We start from the raw sequence: 20,403 nt of genomic DNA, 5'->3' as shown, positions 1-20,403 counted from the left end.
CATTGTTAAACGGTATTTTTACTTCTGAATCTGTTTCAAGAGGTCATCCTGATAAAATCTGTGATCAAATCAGTGATTTGATATTAGACTTTTGCCTTCGTCATGATAGCCATGCGAGAGTTGCTTGCGAGACTTTAATAAAAAATAACATCGTAATTGTGGCGGGAGAAATATCCCCTAAACCATTGCTACAGCTTGTTAAAAAAAATATCCCCGCCATGGTAAAAAAATGCCTAAAAGACATAGGCTATCATCGTAAACAATGTAACTTTGATTTTAATTCTCTAAAAATACAGATGATATTAACAACACAATCTAATGATATTGCCATGGGTGTAGACACAGGTGGTGCTGGAGACCAAGGCACTATGGTAGGTTATGCTACTAATGAGCATCCGAGCTATCTACCCACACCTATCGCGCTCGCACATGCCTTGATGATGAGGCACCACGAGGTGCTTCACTCGAAGCTAGGTAGCAAGTGGCTATTACCTGACGCCAAGGCACAGGTATCAATTGTTTACAAAAACGATATTCCTGAGTCTTGTTATGCCATAGTCCTTAGCGCCCAACACTTAAACAAACCTATTGAATCAGTGCGGCAGTTTATCAGAAAAGAAATAATTGATGTAACTATTCCGCAAGAGCTCATGAGAAACACCACTAATTTTTATATTAATCAAACAGGAAGTTTTTTACTGGGGGGTCCTGTTACAGATACAGGATTAACCGGTAGAAAAATTATCGTTGATAGTTATGGAAATCTTGCCAGGCATGGTGGTGGTGCGTTTTCAGGAAAAGACCCTTCCAAAGTAGACCGATCCGCGGCGTATCTATGTCGCTATTTAGCAAAAAATATTATTGGTGCTGGGATCGCTAAGCGATGTGAAGTGCAGATCGCTTACGCAATTGGGTATAGCAAACCAGTCAATGTCATGGTGGATTGCTTTGGCACTTCACTAGTTGATGAACAAAAAATAACTGACGCAATTATGCAATTACCATTTTTATCACCTCAAGGATTAATTAAAAAACTTAATTTAGCTAGGCCTATTTATTTTTCAACTTCATTCTTTGGTCACTTTGGTCGAAATATTCCTAGTCATACCTGGGAACAATTAGACCTCATATCTCATTTTTCAGCATTACGGTAATGGGGATTTGGGCAATTGGTGATGTGCAAGGTTGTTTTGCTGAATTAGAGCAATTACTTTTTGAAATAGATTTTAACAAGAATTCAGATCAAGTATGGTTTTGTGGAGATTTATTAGGTAAAGGTCCAGACTCTGAAAAAGTGCTAGAACTTATCCAATCATTAGAAACAAGTGCAATTGTTGTGCTCGGAAATCACGACTTAAATTTTCTGGCATTGTGTCATGGTGGTGGAGAGCGATCTAAAGACGATCGTTTAGATACGCTACTTTCTTCACCAAAACGAGAGCAACACTGCAACTGGTTACGCAAACAAAAAATTTTTCATTACGATCCAGAGCTACACATGGCACTAGTGCATGCTGGCGTTGATTGGCAATGGAGTTTGCAAGATTGCAGGCGGCTTGCTCATGAACTTGAAGAGCTACTCCGTTCAGATTCGTATGCTACCATTCTGCCATTATGCTATGGTGATCAGCCACTTACGTGGCATGAGTCACTTAGTTTTTTAGACAGAACGAGATGTTTAATTAATGTTTTTACCAGATTAAGATGTTATAACCAACAATTGCAGTATGAATTGCTTTACAATAAAGATGAAGATGCGCCTGGATTAATTCCATGGTTTCAAATCCCTGAGCGGAAAATGATACATACTCCAATAGTTTTTGGCCACTGGTCTAGATTAAGACAAAAAAAATGGCATAACGCACACAACTTAGACTATTCATGTGTTTATGGGGGCGAGTTATTTGCCTTAAGATTAGATGAACATGCCACAGCTAGGGTAAAATGTCGCAGATGAATCTAGTACCGCTCCCCTATTCAGTCGCCGATATTACATTAGCCAAACAAGGTGAATCTGAAGTCTATTTAGCCAGAAAAGATATGCCTGCATTAACCACATTGGTTGAGTCATATTATGCTGGTAAAAAACCATTGCGCGGAGCAAGCATCGCTGGAAGTTTACATTTGACCGCACAAACTGCGGTATTAATAGAATCGTTAATCGCACTTGGAGCAAAGGTTAGATTCGCGAGTTGTAATATTTTTTCAACTCAAGACAGCGTCGTCGCCTATTTAGCCAGTAAGCATATCCCAGTTTTTGGTTACAAGGGTGAAACTGCAGAAGATTATTATAATTTTCTCATCCAAAGTTTATGCTGGGGAGATCAATATCCAAATCTAATTCTTGATGATGGTGGAGACTTGCTTCATCTTGTCCTTGGAGGCAAGGTGTATCAAGGTAGCGGTAACTGGGATTGGGATAAAGATAACGAACTGTCTTCCGTGGCTCGAGCTAAAATCAAATCCATACTTTCAGAAAAAGCTACTTGGTTTTCCCAAACACATGATTCAATCGTTGGAGTCTCAGAAGAAACCACTACAGGGGTTACGCGCCTGCGAAAGTGGTTAAGCCATAGCACACTTGCATTTCCTGTAATGGATGTAAACAATTCTGCAACAAAATCTAAATTTGATAACCTATATGGCTCAAGAGAATCTTTAGTTGACGGACTACGCAGGGCGCTCGGAATTATGCTTGCCGGAAAAACCGCACTCGTATGTGGATTTGGCGATGTGGGGAAAGGTTGCGCGGAGTCGCTTGCCAGCCTTGGATGCAGAGTAATAGTAACTGAAATAGATCCGATTTGCGCATTACAAGCAGCCATGGAAGGATATCAAGTATCAACGATTGAGGCGTCATTGCCAAGCACAGATATTGTGGTTTGCGCAACTGGATGTGTTGGTATCATTAGAAAAGAACATATTCCCTTAATAAAACATGGTGGAGTTCTTTGTAACATGGGACATTTTGACTGCGAAATAGATATGAGTGAGATTTCAACGCTACCAAGAAAGGAACTAGCTCCCCAAGTTTCAGAATACCAATACCTAGATAAATCATTTATTGTACTTGCAGAAGGGAGGTTAGTCAATCTAGGTTGTGCCAAGGGCCACCCAAGTTTTGTCATGTCTTGCTCATTTACTAACCAAGCCATTGCTTTAATTGAGCTATTCAATAATCGCTCAACGTATAGTCCGGGAATCCACAGGATTCCAAAAATATTAGATGAGCTGGTCGCACATTTGCACTTACCCTCATTAAACGCAACCCTGACTAAGCTTACTCCTCAGCAGGCTAATTATTTAGGTATCCCCATTGAAGGGCCATTTAAAGACAATGACTACCGATATTAAGTCACAACAATTAAGCTTTGAAGTTTTTCCACCACGCAATCAAGCCCAGCATATTCAATTAATCAAAACTGTAGAAGCGCTAACTAAATTTTCTCCAGATTATTTTTCAGTAACACATGGAGCAACGGGTAAAACTTTACAAGGTACCTTTGAAACAGTTGAAGAAATAAGTACATTGGGGTTCAATGTGGCACCACATATTACCACTAAAATTGAAACCTTTGAAAAACTTAAAGAACTGCTGCTTCGCTATAAAGAATTAAAGATACGACGAGCAGTAGTAATCAAAGGAGATGCAACGGAGCCTCATGCTGATTTTAATACCAGTAATGAATTAATCAAGGCTATTCATACAATAGCTCCAGAATGGAAACTTGCCGTTGCCTGTTACCCAGAGTTTCATCCACTGGGTACTGTGGCAAACGATTTAATTGCCTTGCGTAAAAAACAAGAAGTTGGAGCAACCTACGCAATCACTCAATTTTTCTTTTCCTTTGATTCATACCTACATTTTCTAGAATTATTAGAAAAGGAAAATATCAATTTACCAATAGTAGTTGGGGTATTACCTATCGTACAATTTAACGCGATGCGATCTTTTGCCGATAAATGTGGGGCTGATGTTCCCCGTTGGTTAATTAAACAAATGGAATACTACGAACATGACCCCGCATCACAACGAGCGTTAGGTATTCACCTAATCACTTCCTTGATGCAAAATATTATTGCCTTGAAAGATACATTTCATGGCTTCCATATCTATACCCTTAATCAGACTGATTTATGTTCAGTTATTTTGCAAAATCTTGGTTATGGCAAAGTGTTATCGAACAATTCTACCCGTTGAGTTGCATGAGCAACTTCATAGTAAAAACGCTACGGTTGTTTTACCACCTAAACACGCACATCATCTTTCTAGAGTAGTTCGACTTACATCAGGAGATGAAATAATCGCAATTGATGGAAATGGTGGATATTGCCTGTGTCAAATTATTGCAAATAAAAAGCAAGTCGCCATTACTGCAAAAGAACCAAGAACTGTGGTTAGCATACGCAAATCAACTGTCTCCGTCGCACTCGCGCTTGGTGCAATGGATAAGTTCCAATTAGCAATCGCTAAATTATGTGAAATGGGCTTGCAAAGCATTATTCCATTTATTTCTGAACATTCAGTAAGTGCCAGAGGGGCAGAAGGGTTGGTATCAGAACATAAACTCAATCATTGGAACTCGATCATAGAAAGCGCGACCTTACAAAGCGAACAACTATTTATACCATTAATTGCAAAAACAATTTCATATCAAGAATTAGTTACTCAAAAAGAATTATATAATTTACTAATCCTTGACATTCGAGGCAGTGTTACACTCACCACAACGCTAAATACCAAGCCCGATCTTAAGCACACCGTGCTTTGTATTGGACCTGAAGGTGGATTTAGCCCCCAGGAAATTGACTTTGCGTTAAGCCACGCTATTCCTATTGTTTCACTTGGGGCGTCAGTACTTCGTTTTGAAACCGCAGCGATAGTAGCGTTGGGACTATTTCACGCCATCAAAGACAGTTAAGTAACTAATTCTTTAATTTTAGTAATAAGCTCACTGTCAACAAAAGGTTTACCAAAGAAATGTAAAACATTTAAACGATCAGCTTCGGTTCGATGTTTGGTAGCTACTCGGGAAGTAATAATAGTTGCAGGTAATGAACTCAATCGTTCGTCTTTTCTAATCATGGATAATAGCTCTATTCCATCCATAACCGGCATCTCAATATCTGTTATGACTAGCTTGGGTAAATGGTGAATATTTTTGCCTAGGTACTCCAAAGCTTCATTACCATTTTTCGCCATAACTACTTCATACCCTTCTCTTAGTAACAGTCGCTCTAAATATTTTCTAATCGTAATTGAATCATCAACAACGAGTATCGTAATTTTATTTATACTACCCTCTTCAATCAAGATATTACCCCCTTTGGTTGTGACTTCACTGGAAACAAATAAGTTAAGTTTTAACAGTCGCTTTCTTTCAAGATGATCTGCATAGAGCACAGAAATATTTAAAATGAAGATGAATTTTCCTGATTCTAAAAAGGTTCCACCGATATACTTGCCGAGCGAAGCAATTTGACTTCCGGTATTTTTAATAGCCATTTCAATGGTTCTCTCGTATGAATCTACCCAGATTGCTAAATGTTGCCCTTCGATAGGAAGGAGCAATATCAAGGTACCCATCTCTTCTCGAGGTATCCCAGATTCTTCTTGTACAAATTCACCTAAGGTCAATATTTGATAACTAATATCCTCATGCTTAAATTTTTTATTTTTTTCATACATATCAGTTAATAATTGATTATTGACCTGCACTGTTTTATGTACAAAACTGAATAATAAGCCATACATCAAATCACCTTGTTTCATGATGATGAGCTGTGCTAAATTCATTGAATAAGGTATTTTTATGACAAAAGCACACCCAATCTTTGGGGTATTGATAATTTCTATAAAACCAGATAGCTCATGGACAATATCACGCACCACATTCATCCCAACACCTCTACCAGAGTAATTGTCTACCTTAAGAGCAGTTGAGACATCCTGTTGGTATATATAATTAAGAATTTCAGCATCAGTGTATTCTTTATTATCTTTTAGTAAATGCATCGCCTTTACTTTTTGTCTAACTTTTTCAATATCAATTCCATTTCCGTCATCCTTAAAAATAATTTTGACATACTGACCTTCTTTAGAGAAGGAAACAGATATTGTGCCTTCAGCATCCTTACCGCGTTCAATTCTGGTCTGCTCATCTTCAATACCATGCACAATAGAATTTCTAATTAAATGTTCTCCTGCTACGGTTATTTTTTTAAGAATCTGTCTATCAACTAAAAGCTCTTCACCTGCAGATTTAAAGATTACTTTTTTCTTAAACACTCTCGAAGTCTGTGTGCATAAGTACTTAAGATTTGCAATAAATCTTCCTGCATCACTCATATATAAACCAAGCAGGCCTTTATACACTCTAGTCACTACTCTTTTTTCTCTCTGATAAGATTCGCTTAGCTTATTCTGAGCGGCAACCAACTCGGAGTAAAGCTCTCTGATATCTGCTACTTGCTCCAGAATAATTCTTGATAATTGTTGAATTTCAGAATATTCGTCTAATTCTAAAGGATCGTAACTTTGCGATTTTTCTACTCTGGATGTTTTAGATTCAATTATATGATCTTGTACTTTTGCCTTAATATTAGTATCAGCTTCAGTTACTAGCACTTCTGTATGTACCGTTAAATTGGATAGCATATTATTTATTTCACGCATAACCAAATTATTTTGATTAATGACTTCTTCATTTAGATCTGAATATACCTTAATTTCACTTGATGATTCAACCAAATCTCTCATCAGAACTATTGATAGCAATATTTTTTCACCATCTAGAGGAGAGTTCTTTGTATCATCAACTGGCAATGGGGAAGTATTGGTAACAAAATCAAATGTTGACTCAGGTGCATTATTGATTTGTGGAGTGCTGGTATCATCAATTATTTTGCTTTCTAGGGGTACATTGAGTTGTGTCTGTTGGATTAAAGAATTGACCTCAGGATCAGGTATAGATTCTGTATTGTTTGTTTGATACTTATCGATGATATTTTTTACTGAGCTGGTGAAATACTTAACTTCATCATTTCTTTTACCTTTAATTATTTGAAGATCTTTTACACTAATCCAATTTATTATTTCATAGAGGTCCTTGGTAATTACTCGATAAGATAAAGATGGTTGTTCAATTAATAATAGTGCAACATCTTCAAGTACATGAAAAAGATTACTTAGATCTGACAGACCAACCATGCTTGCACTTCCCTTTAATGTGTGTAATAGTCTTCTAAATTCATCAAGATCACCATCTTGAATGCCATTTTTAGATATTCTACTTACCATGGTAAATAATTGTGCTAATAAATCTTGGCTTTCTTCAATATATATTTCAAGTATATGATCAGATATATCCCGGTTAGTCGCAGAAATAGAAACAGGATCATCATCTCGAATAAATGTTCCAGTGGAATGAGTATGTTGGGTATTGGCTACTTCAATGGGACTTGTGTCATCACTGACAACATGGTCATCAATTTTGGTAGTAGCATGAACTGGAGATTGGCTAAAACCAAATATGGATCGAATTAACATGGTAAGCATTAATATTGCCCTTTTATTCCATGCGGTACCATCTTCTAGCCTGGCTTTTGCATAGTTTATAACATGCTCGTAATTTAACGCTAAAGGAGAGGTGCTTTCTTCATTACTGAATAAACTGGTATAGACAGATGATAAAATTGTTAAAAATTGTGGACTTGAATAAAACACATAGCCTTGCTCTAGCCGAGCAGTAATGTCAAGTAAATTATCAACAATCGAATCAGCATTTAAAACATCAAAACTACTTGTTTCAGCAGAATCAATTTTATATTGCGTATCAGGTGCACTGGCAATAATATCAGTAGATTGATCTACAATTAAACCTTCTGCTTGATTTGAACGCTCCAAAACTTCTAAATAGGCTTGCTGTAATCGTGTCATGTGAGTATAAAATTCATTTTGTACAACTCCGTTCCCAGCAATTTGATTGATCAATTGAGGCATATATTGGGACGATATTTTTAATAATTCTAATTCTTTCAATTGAACTGGAATGTTATAATCTAAATGAATTTTAAGTGATTGAGAAATCAACATAGAAAATTCGTAAAATAAATCACAAGAAACAATTTTTGCACCACTACTTAATCTAATTAATAATTCATAGACCACTTGTATGGCCTTTATATCATCTATAGAATTTTTAGGAGTTAAAGAAACTATAGCGTTATTTAATTGTGGTAAACATTCTGTGGCTTCGTCTAAAAAATCATTTATAAATATTTGTAGATCATCGCCACCTTTTATTGCTAAAGCCTTATACGATTCAGGATCTAATTTATTTTCAGAAATCAGAAATCCTTTTTGGACATTTTGATCTGCTAGTTGAGCAACCTCATCTCCTGATTGTATTATTTGTTCATCTTGTTGTGTCGCGGCTAATATCTTGAATTGATCTAATGAATTTTGAATAAAGATATTTAGATCATTGATTTTTTGCTCATCGGTAATGTATTGTGTCAATATTAATTCATACGCACCGATTAGCTCTCCAAATGAATTATGCAATTCTGAACTCCATTGTAATTGATCTGGAGTAATTGATTCCAAAAACCTTGCTAGATCTGAAAAATATTCCTGGCTAGTGCGGAATAGTATTTCACTATTCCAAACATAATTTCCTATTTGATTGATTAAAGCGATCATTTGTGACAACCTTAGATCGTAGACTTGCTTAGTCTCTTTGCGTTCAGATAACCATAGGTTTTTTACTAACTCAATAATTTCTAAGACTTCATCACGCTGCGTAAACAAAGCTGATGACATTTGCGAAATATTTTCTGATTCAGTAATTAATTTAGTGTTGTCTTTAGAATTTAAAACATCCTGAAGGATAGATTTTATAATACGTAAATCTGATAAAACATATTCTGATATTTTTTTTGTTTGCTGAAATAATTGAAGAGATTCAACTATATACGGAGAATATTCTAGATGCCATTGATAAGATGGTAACGTAAAGGTATTAATAATTTTATTTATAGTATTAATTTGTTGCTCTTCTGAAGCGGTGCTAAATTCTGATTCAAGAACTTGGAGCAAACTAACGAAATTACTTAGTAATGTTAAATCATACTCTGCGTCTAAGATTATTTTAATTTTACCTATCTCAATATCTTGTTCAGGCTTTAATCCTTGGCTAGCTATCAAAACGATAGAATTACTTATGTCTTCTGCATCTGGGAGATAGCGCAATAGCCGAGCACAATGTTCGTATATTTTAGACTGCAATAATTCAATTTCAAACTGTTCTTCTGTTATTTTTGATGCAGAGACATACCATTTTCCAATGTCTCCAATCAATCTTTTAACTTTATTTGAAATTGGAAACTCACTCTTTATTAAATTTTTAAAAATAATAGCACTGAAAACGTAAAATGTTCTACAATACACTTCCTTAGACACAACAGCACAGTTCATAAGCGCAGGATAAAGATCTGATGAAGATAACTTTTCATTTTTAATAGCGGAAGTTATTTCAGTGATGACTTTAATTGACGCACTTTTTACTGTAGATTTATAATTCATATTTGTTACATTGTTTTCACTTGCGTAGGTTGAAATAAATGTCTGTAACATTTTTTGCAGACTGGTTAGCCAGTATTGGTCTTGGGATTGGGCGTTTGATGATTCAGTTATAGCAACAGTTAGCTTATCTTTAAACGCTGTTTCATCATCGTATTCTAATTTTATAATCCGGTCCAAATAGGCAGGAATTAATCGTAATTTACTCACTAATGTTTTTAAAGTATTCGGATCTATAGTAGAGGATTTATCATTTAAATGACTGGACATAAGCGAGTACACTGAATTGCAAAATTCAGAACCCGCTTGTGCGTTTACAAATTCTAAAGTAAGCGCTGCCCTTTCAATTAATGGGATGCAGCTATTAAATATTTTTTTTAACTTATTGCCATCTCGATCCTGGGTAGTCGCAGAAAAATATTCATCTAAATAGGTCGCGACATCTTCCACGATAGTGATTATCTCAAAAGAAACCCAACTGACATCGCCAATAGGTATACTTCGTTTAATTTGTTCGGCCATAGAATAATTTATCAGGATGAGCTGGCACGCGGATCGGTAGGATCAACTTCTTTAAGTGCTGTGTCTTTAGGTAAATTAAAAATACTTACTGATGAAACAAGTGTGCTAACCGTATTGGAAAGATTAGATGAGACTATATCAGTTTTTTCAATCGAGGCAGATATTTCTTTTGATAAATCTGAAACATTAAACACATCTGTTGATAATTTTTGCATTTTTTCAGAATTTTCAATAATGCGAATCACAACATTATTAATATTTGAAAGTAATTCATTATAAGTAGAGCTAATCACATCTAGCGATTGTTTAGCTTGTTTAGTTTTTTCATATTCTGCTACAACTTTAGAAGTAAAAAGTTCCATTGATTCGATAGTCTTAGCTGTTTCTCTTTGAATAGAGTTAACAATTTCAGCAGTTTGCCCTGCACTATCTTCGACGAGATTTGCTAATTTTTTAGTTTCTTCTACTACACCTAACATACCATATCCACTAACTGAATCAGATGATATTTGTATGGAGGCATTAAGCGCGACAAGCTTAGTTTGTTTAGCGATATTAGTTAATATTGAAACAATGTCACCTATTTTTTGGGTACTCTCTCCTAAATGTTTAAGTCTTCTCGAGGTATTTTGAATATCCGTACGAATAAAGTCTATACTGTTTACACTTTCAATAATTATTGAAACGCTCTCAATATTTATATTTTTTGATTCGGTTGCTGATTTTTCAACTTCACGAGCAATTTCTGCAACATTGAAAAACTCATCTGATAGACCTACCATGTATTGATTTATCTTTTCTATTAATGAAATTTGTTTTACAGTTAAATTTTGCATAAAACTACTTAATTGAGTATTTTGGTTAGTAAAATCTAGAACTAGTTTAGAATTGGTTTGGATATCTTTAATGATTGTTCTCATTGATTGAATTACTAAATTAACTGAATCAGCAATAGATCCAGTCATTGAACTGGTTACGGTTACATCGCGTGAAAGATCACCAGAAGCATAGTCACTAATTTCAGTGATTAGATTTAACACTGAATAGGTTAATAAATCATTTTCTTTTTTTACCTGTTCATTTCGTTGTTTTAATTCATTTACATACACATAATAACTTAAGATAGCAAAAAGAGCTACCATTACCCAAAGTAAGTAAGATAGCAAAAAGAACAATTTAATTAAATCATTTTTACCAGAAGTCGCCTGTTGAATATTTGTAAAAACATTTTTATATTCTTGAAAATATATTTTTGAATCAATAACTGATTGATTGACTTGGTACACATCTGTGAGTAATAATTGTAAATTTTTAATCTCGGTACTTAATTCTTGAAGTAATAGTAATAGTGTTGGTGTAGTAGCAAGTTCTGGAATACTGATTTCTCCTGAATTGACTAACTCATCAAAAGCAGCAGATGATAATTTATATTCAGGTGTTTTTAAAAATAAAGTAATACTATTTGTTATTTTTACTAGACGCTTAGTATTTAACTCGATATCAGCATCAATATTTAGAATAGTGCTTGTATTGGCCACATTGCTACCCAGTAAATCAGTTTGTAACTTACTGATTAACAACAGGCTAGAAAGTGTATTTGAAAATTGCAAGGACTTAGCATTGTTTTCCTGTTGCGTAGTAATAAACGGAATAATCACAGTTAAAATATTATTTAATTTTTGGTTAGTTTTTCTTATTTGGGCTAAATGGTTAAAGCGCTTTACCAACACTAATAATGATCGATGCCAATTTATTCCAGCATCTTTAAATAAAGGAATTAATCTAGACTCTACCTTTATTACTTTGTCAGAACCAAAAACTATATTTTGTACTTGGATAATGATATTTTGCATTAAATTTTCATAGGTAATTAATGGTATGGTATTGTTAAAAATTCCAAAATTTATGTATTGTTGCAACCGCTCCGAATCAAATTCTATTTTCTGTAGCTCTAAGATTTGTGCCTCATACTTGCTACGAAGAGTACTTAAATAAATTGACGAATATGACGCTGCGAGGAGAACAAGTATTGAAATAATGTAAATACGATTAATCCGTAAAAAAACATCACGAATTGATACTAAAATATCCCTAATTTCTGAGTGTATCGTATTTATCCACATATGGTAATTTTTTATGCCCCTATAAATGTTTTCGCTTGAATATTGATAAAATCGGGGTCACGTATCACTAATGACATATCCAATAATGGACAATTTTCTATAGCTACTTCAGTTTGCTCCGCCGCTAGAGGTCTTTCACTACTGGTTCGTATCATATTTTTTACATAGGGTTTAAGGAAATTCGGTAAAGAAATAAGTAGTTCGGTTATTTCAGAATTTTTATAAAATATGTTGGTCAAGACGCCGTCAATAGCAAATCCAAAGAGCTCTGATTCAAAATCAATTATCAATACTTTGGCATTATCGAATGATGATTTGTGATTTTCTTGACTTGATACTTTTCGAGTTAAATAAGAATAAAGATGTGTGATTGGAACAATTCTGCCTCTTACGCTTTGCACACCTAGAAACCACGGAACGGTATTACATAATGCAATCGGAGAAGCTATCTGGCTAAGTTCATAAAAATACTCAAGTGAAATAATCACTTGAGAGTCTCCTATGGTACTTAAAAGACCTGATTTTATTTTTTGATTGCTCGGTAACATCTTGCGTTTTTAATGACTTATGTGATCAGAACTTTTTTTATTGCATTGAGTAACTGATCTTGATTAATTGGCTTAGTTACATATTCAGATGCGCCTTGTTTTTTACCCCAAAATTTATCAAAATCAAGATTTTTACTTGATACGAATATTACAGGAATATTTTTTGTTGACTCCTGGCTTTTAAGTTTTCGAATGGTTTTATACCCGTCAGTCTGAGGCATAATTATATCCAAGAGAATTAGATCTGGAAGTATCTCTGTGGCTTTTTCCACCGCAAGGGTTGGATCTGTGCAGACAGAAATACTGTAGTTTTCTTTATTTAAAATCTCAGTGAGATACTGTATTTCTAATTGTGAATCATCAATGAGTAATATTTTTTTTTGGGTCATATTTTTCCTAATTTAATTGCACATATTTTTTTGTAAGTTCTATTATTTCATCTTGCGTGAAAGGTTTAACCAAGTAGCCATCACAACCTGATATTTTTCCTTTAGCTTTATCAAAAACGGTATCTCTTGAGCTTAATATTATTACTGGAATTTCTTTGCATCCTTGATTACTTTTTATCATGGTACACAATTGGTATCCATCAATCTTTGGCATGACAATATCTACAAAGATCAAAGAAGGTTTTTCTTTTATTATTAAAGACAACGCATCAAAGCCATCTTCTGCAAACAGGGTATCAACATTAAATTTTTTAAGATACATGCCTGCAATTGCTCTTATTGTCTTACTATCATCTACAACTAGTACCTTGCTCATTATGTCTTCATTTTCTCATAAAAATAGCTAAAATGAATAGTAATATAGTGACAGTATATAATGTACTTCCGTGAACCAATTGCTCAATCCACATTTTGCCTCTTTAGTTGATGACTTATATGAGGACAAGTCAAAGATTGAAAACTGGCTAAATCAACAGTTTTTACAGTATCCCGCACCGTTTTATAGCTCTTTTGATGTGCGAATGAGTGATTTTAAGTGCTCAGTCGTTGACGCAAACTTCTATCCAGCAGGATTTAATAATTTAGCATCAGAGTCTACACAATCTAATCTAGCAGAAAAACTAAGAGATGAAATACATACGTACGCTAAAAATGCATCTACGGTTTTTCTATTAGTAGAAAATTTTAATCGAAATACTCACTATCAAGCAAATGTAAACGCAATTAATGAAGCGCTTATAAAATCTAGATTCAGTACAAGAATCGGTATTCTTGAAGTTGTTAGTGACTCAAACCTTTTCCCCCAATTGGAGCAATTTAAATTCGTCGAACAAAGTGATGGACATTACTTATCGTCACAAGATGGAATACTAGCTGATTTTATTGTTGCTAACAGAGATTTTACCATCTCACCACCTTCACAATTACTACAGATGCGCACACCTATTGCTCCACATCCTTCACATGGTTGGTTTAGAAGAAATAAAAGCAGGCATAGTGATATCGCACATCAAGTAATGACTCGCTTTTCACAAGAGTTTGCCATCAAAGACTCATGGATGTTATTTCCATTACATAAAAATTGTTCAGAAATTAATTACCTTACCAAAAGCGGAATGGATTGCATCATGCGTTTTTCAGGCGAACTAATAAACACTATCCACCATTTTTACGATTTATACTCGATCCCTAACAAACCGTATATAGTTGTTAAACCAGATGCAGGAACCTATGGTATGGGAATTCTAATCATGGACAATCCAGATGAAATCACTTCACTAAACAGATCTAAAAGAACCAAACTGTCATATACCAAAGAAAGTAAAAACAATAAAGTAATTATTCAAGAAGGGGTGCCGACTATTGAACGAGGTCGCAAAAATCCCAATGCAATTTCTGAAACGGTTCTATATTTTATTGGCAGTTCATTAGTGGGCAGTTTTAAACGCTCTCATGAAAATAGCACAGAAAATGGAAATCTTAATCAAACAGGTAGTTTTTTTGAACCAATCCACGACCTAGATCAGTATCACCAAGATCCTATGGAATATGTCAAACTCCTTATCGCAAAACTCTCGTTGCTTGCCATGGCACAGGAATAATTCAAGTGAGATTTTTAATCATAGCCGATCCAATTAACACATTGCAAGTCGCAAAAGATACCACCATTGGTATCATTCACCATGCTCTAGAACGAAACTGGATCTGTCACTATGCTACAAGTAAAGATCTTATGCTCAGCAATAGTGGTTTAACTATCTCAAGTGTTAGACTTTCAAAACCAAAAACAAAAAATGCATGGTATCATGCAACTTCAAGCGTTACATTACCAGCAAATACATTTGATTTTATTTTGGTGAGAAAAGACCCGCCTTGTGACCTTAGTTACACGAGCATGCTACTATTACTTGCACAAGCAGAGCAAATGGGGGTACCAGTTTATAATTCTGCAATAGGTATGCTAAGCATGAATGAAAAGATTAATGCATTGACATTTCGAAACTACTCTCCTCAAACCTTAATTAGTGCCAATTACAAAGAAATAATGAATTTTATCAGCACACATAGAACCGTTGTAATAAAACCACTTTGGAAAATGGGTGGTGAAGGAGTGTTTAAGGTAAACTCAAAAGATAGTAATGGTCCGGTATTAATTCAGATGCTATTAACACAGGAACCATTATTACTTATTCAAAAATTCATTGCTGGCGTAACAAAAGGAGATCGAAGAATATTTGTAATTAATGGAAAAGCCTTTGATAGAGTTATTGTTAGAGTTCCCAAGGCTGGAGAGCATAGAGCAAACATGGCCGCTGGTGGAACATGGCACGAAGATGGCATTACTGAACATGAGAAATTAATTGTTGGAACGGTTTCCCCATTTTTAATTGAAAAGGGGATTATATTTGCTGGGTTAGACATAATTTCTGGATTCTTAACGGAAATAAATTACACATCACCTACCTGCGCCAGACAATTAAGTAAGAATTATCAGATGCTTTTTTTTAAATCATTACTTGATCAATTACATGCAGCAACAAGATCGATTTAGTGTTGCAATTTTTTTAACCGCAACGGTCCATGCGTTTGTTATTATTTCTATAGGTTTTGTATCTCCAAAACTCGGACAATCAAAAACCTCAACGAGTAATGATTCTATTCAAATCACAAACGCTAACGATATAGAAAATGCAAGTTGGGATACACTTGCAAACTTAAATAATTTAGGCTCAGGAACCGACCCCTATGCTCAAGAAAAAACAGCCCCAATTTCTTTAGGAATCATTAATAACCAAGGTACAGTTCCAAATGTAATCAATAGTCAACAAGAGCAGAAAAATATAAATAAATCCACTCTTTCAATAATAAATGACCAACAGTCGCCAATTTATTACTACGGCACCGAATCAGCTATCAACCATACCACTGATATTTCGAGTACGAGCACCATGGCATCAATGAATTTTTCTATCGCGTTATCTACATTAAATATCGAATTAGAAAAACTTAATAAAGCTGATCAGCAAAGAACGCAAACGCTTTCTAGCTCAACAACATTTCACCATTTTGCTAGCTATGTACATTCTTGGGTTGCCTTAATTGAAAAAATAGGGAACAAAAATTACCCAGCACTGGCACTCAAAAATAATATTACGGGAGATGTCATACTACTGGTAATTATACACAGGTCAGGAAAATTAATCAAGGCACAAATTCTTAAATCTTCTGGACAACCTATTCTAGATCAGGCCTCAATTGCTACGATTCAAAAAGCAGCTCCCTTTGAATCATTCAATAAAAAACAATCAAATATTGCAGATAGAGTTGAGATCATCAGGACTTTTTCTTACCAAGGTTCTCATGTAACAACAAGAGGTCTGCAAAATTATCGATGAATACTTCTTCACACCTTCTTGGGTTAGATCTAGGGGAAAAAAATATTGGGATTGCACTGGGAGAATGGCAAACAAAAGTAACTTGGTCAGTTCGTGCGATTAAATTTAATCCAGGCTATACACGACTCATCGACAACCTTGATCATATTGTCCAAGAATGGAAACCTCGAGTAATTATATGCGGTAGTGTTAACGCTACCCAATTTGAGTATCAATCACTATTTACCATTTTGCAACAACGATACGCTCTTGCAATTTTTTTCCAATTAGAAGATAGCTCAACAGATGAATCACGAACTAGAGTAATGCAATTAAGAACATTGTCAGCGCTATCAAAAAAAAGAGCCGGATCTAGAGATATGCGCGATGCCCTTTCTGCCTCTATAATATTACAACGATGGTTGGATACAGAAAAGCCTTGAAGTCTCAAATAACTTCTTTTAATCAAAAAAATAAATTAATCCATTTATTAGATTTACATGATTGGAATCAAGATCATTTCCACACTATTTTTAAACTTGCCAAACAATTCAAAAACAAATCATTTTTGCCGAAGCATGATGCTATTTTAATGGCGAATCTATTTTATGAGCATAGCACTAGAACATTAACTTCTTTTGAAATCGCTGCATTATATTTAGGAATTAATGTAGTTAATTTTTCAGTATTAAATTCATCGAAAAGTAAGGGTGAAAATTTACAAGATACGATCGAGAATTTGTACGCTATGGGAATTTCATTATTTGTTTTACGACACCCAAGATCAGGTGCGCCACATAGCTTAGTACAACATGCCCGTTTTCCCTACCATATTATTAACGCCGGTGATGGTGAGCATGCCCATCCATCTCAAGCGCTTATCGATTGCTTTACTATTGAACAAAATAAAGGGTCTATATCAAATTTACATATAACTATTTGTGGAGACATACTGCATTCAAGAGTAGCAAGATCTCTGATCCATGCTTTTACATGTTTTAATGTTAAATCTCTAACCTTGTGTGCTCCACCTTCACTTATGCCAATTAAACTACCTTCATTTCCTTTTACCATTGAACATGCTTTGGCAAATGCCATAGATGGAAGAGATGTGATTATAAATCTTAGAATTCAGCGGGAGAGAATAACTCACGGAGCGATTCCATCTACATTAGAATATTTTAATACGTTTGGCATCACCTCAGAACTACTCAACAAATTAAGCCCTACCGTAATGGTTTTACATCCAGGTCCGGTTAACCGAGGAGTCGAGCTTGATGATAGTGTATTAAAAAATCAGCGCTCATTTATACTACAGCAAGTCTCTAATGCCACAGCAATTCGCATGTCAATAATTCATAGCATACTGTGTAATGAGTAGCCTTTGCACCATAAGACATGCTTCGGTTATTAGCGACCAAGGCTTGCTTGTTAATCAAAAACTTATAATCAACAACGGAACTATTACACAATGTCAGCCTGACTCTTCACTGCCAGTTAACCACAACGAATACAATTACGAAGGAAAAGTTATCATGCCTGCAGCTATTGACCTAGTATCTTTTGCCATAACCCCAAATATGTCAAAAAAAGAAATTGGTGAAACGCTATCCCAACTATGGCTTCAAGGCTACGCACATGTTTGCATACCGAGCACAGCATTTGCTCCATGGCAAGATGTGTATACAGTTTCTAGCATCCATAGTATGGACTTCAAACAACAAGCCATTTTGCATATTTTACCAGCATGTACAAAAAATCATCTTGGGGAGAATTTAAATGATCTGGCAAGATTACAAGAAGCTGGAGCAAAAGGATTTTCATTTTGGCTTGATCCAATTTTAAATTTAATTAACTACAGCCATACCGTCCGATATAATTCTTCACTTGCAACACCGCTACATTTCTTTCCACAAGATCCAATGTGCGTTTCACAATCGATAGCTCATGATAGTATTTTATGTACTGAACTTGGGTTAACTCCTTATCCTTCATTTTTAGAAACTATACCTTTACAAATTGCTAGCACCATTAGTAGTTATTATAAATCTGCTCTACATGTTCATTTACTCAGCGCTAAGGAATCAATTCAGCTTTTACAATCGTACCAAGACATAAGCACCATGAGCGCTTCTGTTTCTATTTTTCATCTACTTTTTACTGAAGAAGAAATTAAAAATTACGATACAAGATTTAAACTTCTTCCACCACTTAGAAGTTTGGAAGATCGCGATGCCTTGCGTAAGGGTTTTCAAAATAACCTCATCCAAGCAATTTGTAGCTACCATCAACCAAGAAAGGAGCATGAAAAATTTCTACCTTACGGAGATAGTGCGTTTGGTTCGCCAAGCTCAGCGTGGATGCTGTTAGCCCTTTATGATTTGGCTCGCAACGGTGAAATAGAATATTCAACGATTTCTAAGGGGATAAGTTCTGGACCGGCTAAAATCCTTGGAATCCCAAGCACCTCAATAGAGGTAGGTAATCAAGCACACTTTATTGTCCTAGACCCTTCAAAAGAAACAACAATTAGTCCACTTGACCCATGTGATATCCTTTCAGGAGTAAAAATAGCTGCGCAAATGGAAGCTATTAATTATTTAGGCTCAGAATTTAGAATTAGTTCCTTCTGATTCAGTGTTTCGCAGATGTAATTTTTTATCCTGCGATTCATCAACATCTGTAATAGCTATACCTCTAGATCGTAATTTAACTTTTATTTCGGTTTTTGATTCAGCGTTTTTAAGCGCTTCATCCAAAGATATGATTTTACTTTGAACAAGTGAAACTAAATAATCATCAAAAATAGTGTTACCTGATTCTGGGTTTCTTGCCATAACTTCTCTAATACTGCCTATTTCTCCTTTAGCAATTAAATCAGCTATGAGTGGCGTATTAATTAGAGTTTCCAGCGCAGCCCTTCTACCACCTTCAATAGCAGTCACCAATCGTTGCGAAACAATACCGCGAAGATTCATACTCAAATCGCTATATAGTTGTGTATGTTGTTGATGGGGGAATAAATTAACAATTCTTTCTAATGCTTGGTAGGTGTTGTTGGCATGTAAGGTACACAGACAAAGGTGACCGGTCTGAGAAAATTCAATGGCATGATTCATGGTTTCCATATCACGCACTTCACCTATTAATATAACATCCGGCGCTTGGCGCAGAGTATTTTTTAAGGCGTTTCTCCAATTTAAAGTGTCAGTTCCAATTTCGCGTTGACTGACAATACATTTTGCGTGCTGATGCACAAACTCAACTGGATCCTCTATAGTAATTATATGGCCTGAGGAATTTTTATTACGATAATCTATCATACTGGCCAAAGTAGTTGACTTCCCGGTACCAGTTCCACCCACTATTATTACCAGACCTCTCTTACTCATAACTAATTCTTTTAAATGATCTGGAAGCTTGAGTGATTCCATGGTTGGTATTTCGGTTTGGATATGTCTAATTACCATCCCGTAAGTGCCGCGCTGCACATATACATTTACCCTAAAACGAGCAATCCCAGGTAAACTGGTTGCAAAATTAGCCTCTAATTCAGTTTCCAGTCTATCAAATATGTTTTTAGGGGTAATAGCCATGATTAACTCTTTAATGAGTGCAGGTTTAAGTACTTCATCAGTAACAGGTTTTAATTCGTTATTGATTTTAAGTTGCGCTTTTGTTCCAGCGCAGATAAACAAATCCGTGCCATTATTTTTATTCATAAATCTAAGCATGGAATTAATGAATTTAAGCTGGGGAGATTCAGTGACTTGTGTGGGAATAGACTGATTTGGGCTCATACAA

General features: G+C 35.2%; 17 protein-coding genes. 11 read left to right on the top strand and 6 right to left on the bottom strand.

Annotated elements, in window-relative coordinates; translation table 11 throughout:
* The first annotated feature begins 2 nt into the window (after positions 1–2).
* From metK to QM538_03580, 5 genes are read left to right on the top strand one after another with little or no spacing between them, the layout of a single operon-like run.
* Complete coding sequence (gene metK / locus QM538_03600; GenBank protein MDI9347566.1) at positions 3–1,154, top strand: methionine adenosyltransferase; 1,152 nt, start codon at positions 3–5, stop codon at positions 1,152–1,154.
* Positions 1,154–1,957, top strand: coding sequence for a symmetrical bis(5'-nucleosyl)-tetraphosphatase (locus QM538_03595; protein ID MDI9347565.1), 804 nt, complete (start codon positions 1,154–1,156; stop codon positions 1,955–1,957). The genes metK and QM538_03595 overlap by 1 nt, the downstream gene beginning before the upstream one ends.
* Positions 1,954–3,354: an adenosylhomocysteinase gene (ahcY, locus tag QM538_03590; protein MDI9347564.1), complete on the top strand. Its 1,401-nt coding sequence runs from the start codon at positions 1,954–1,956 to the stop codon at positions 3,352–3,354. Before QM538_03595 ends, ahcY begins: the two co-directional genes overlap by 4 nt.
* Positions 3,338–4,201, top strand: a complete 864-nt coding sequence (locus tag QM538_03585) for a methylenetetrahydrofolate reductase (GenBank protein ID MDI9347563.1) — start codon at positions 3,338–3,340, stop codon at positions 4,199–4,201. The genes ahcY and QM538_03585 overlap by 17 nt, the downstream gene beginning before the upstream one ends.
* Positions 4,167–4,922: a 16S rRNA (uracil(1498)-N(3))-methyltransferase gene (locus QM538_03580; protein ID MDI9347562.1), complete on the top strand. Its 756-nt coding sequence runs from the start codon at positions 4,167–4,169 to the stop codon at positions 4,920–4,922. Before QM538_03585 ends, QM538_03580 begins: the two co-directional genes overlap by 35 nt.
* Here QM538_03580 and QM538_03575 read toward each other — a convergent pair.
* From QM538_03575 to QM538_03555, 5 genes are read right to left on the bottom strand one after another with little or no spacing between them, the layout of a single operon-like run.
* On the bottom strand, positions 4,919–10,105 hold the full coding sequence (locus QM538_03575) for a response regulator (GenBank protein MDI9347561.1): 5,187 nt from the start codon (positions 10,103–10,105) through the stop codon (positions 4,919–4,921). The genes QM538_03580 and QM538_03575 overlap by 4 nt on opposite strands.
* An 11-nt stretch (positions 10,106–10,116) precedes the next feature.
* Entirely contained in the window at positions 10,117–12,228 is a 2,112-nt protein-coding gene (locus QM538_03570) for a methyl-accepting chemotaxis protein (GenBank protein MDI9347560.1), read from the bottom strand.
* 11 nt (positions 12,229–12,239) lie between these two features.
* Positions 12,240–12,776, bottom strand: coding sequence for a chemotaxis protein CheW (locus QM538_03565; GenBank protein MDI9347559.1), 537 nt, complete (start codon positions 12,774–12,776; stop codon positions 12,240–12,242).
* A 17-nt stretch (positions 12,777–12,793) separates the two neighbouring features.
* Positions 12,794–13,165, bottom strand: coding sequence for a response regulator (locus QM538_03560; protein ID MDI9347558.1), 372 nt, complete (start codon positions 13,163–13,165; stop codon positions 12,794–12,796).
* Between the two features lie 7 nt (positions 13,166–13,172).
* Positions 13,173–13,541, bottom strand: a complete 369-nt coding sequence (locus tag QM538_03555) for a response regulator (protein MDI9347557.1) — start codon at positions 13,539–13,541, stop codon at positions 13,173–13,175.
* A gap of 70 nt (positions 13,542–13,611) precedes the next feature.
* On the opposite strand from QM538_03555, the gene QM538_03550 reads away from it, so the two are divergent.
* From QM538_03550 to QM538_03525, 6 genes are read left to right on the top strand one after another with little or no spacing between them, the layout of a single operon-like run.
* Positions 13,612–14,826 carry a glutamate--cysteine ligase gene (locus QM538_03550; protein MDI9347556.1) on the top strand — a complete coding sequence of 405 codons (1,215 nt, stop codon included), beginning with the start codon at positions 13,612–13,614 and terminating at the stop codon, positions 14,824–14,826.
* 5 nt (positions 14,827–14,831) lie between these two features.
* Complete coding sequence (gshB, locus tag QM538_03545) at positions 14,832–15,776, top strand: glutathione synthase (protein MDI9347555.1); 945 nt, start codon at positions 14,832–14,834, stop codon at positions 15,774–15,776.
* Positions 15,754–16,620, top strand: coding sequence for an energy transducer TonB (locus QM538_03540; GenBank protein ID MDI9347554.1), 867 nt, complete (start codon positions 15,754–15,756; stop codon positions 16,618–16,620). The genes gshB and QM538_03540 overlap by 23 nt, the downstream gene beginning before the upstream one ends.
* Positions 16,617–17,042: a Holliday junction resolvase RuvX gene (ruvX, locus tag QM538_03535; GenBank protein ID MDI9347553.1), complete on the top strand. Its 426-nt coding sequence runs from the start codon at positions 16,617–16,619 to the stop codon at positions 17,040–17,042. The genes QM538_03540 and ruvX overlap by 4 nt, the downstream gene beginning before the upstream one ends.
* Entirely contained in the window at positions 17,018–17,980 is a 963-nt protein-coding gene (locus tag QM538_03530) for an aspartate carbamoyltransferase catalytic subunit (protein MDI9347552.1), read from the top strand. Before ruvX ends, QM538_03530 begins: the two co-directional genes overlap by 25 nt.
* Positions 17,973–19,232 (top strand): hypothetical protein, encoded by a 1,260-nt coding sequence (locus QM538_03525; GenBank protein MDI9347551.1) that lies wholly within the window; start codon positions 17,973–17,975, stop codon positions 19,230–19,232. The genes QM538_03530 and QM538_03525 overlap by 8 nt, the downstream gene beginning before the upstream one ends.
* Here the strand turns inward: QM538_03525 and QM538_03520 are convergent.
* Positions 19,206–20,399 (bottom strand): PilT/PilU family type 4a pilus ATPase, encoded by a 1,194-nt coding sequence (locus QM538_03520; GenBank protein ID MDI9347550.1) that lies wholly within the window; start codon positions 20,397–20,399, stop codon positions 19,206–19,208. The two genes, QM538_03525 and QM538_03520, sit on opposite strands and share 27 nt — an antisense overlap.
* Between the last annotated feature and the right edge of the window lie 4 nt (positions 20,400–20,403).

The sequence above is a fragment of the Candidatus Methylacidiphilales bacterium genome (assembly GCA_030054035.1).
Taxonomy (GTDB): domain Bacteria; phylum Pseudomonadota; class Gammaproteobacteria; order JASGCS01; family JASGCS01; genus JASGCS01.
Note: the sequence above shows the minus strand (reverse complement) of the source record. Positions and strands in the feature narration are given on the sequence as shown.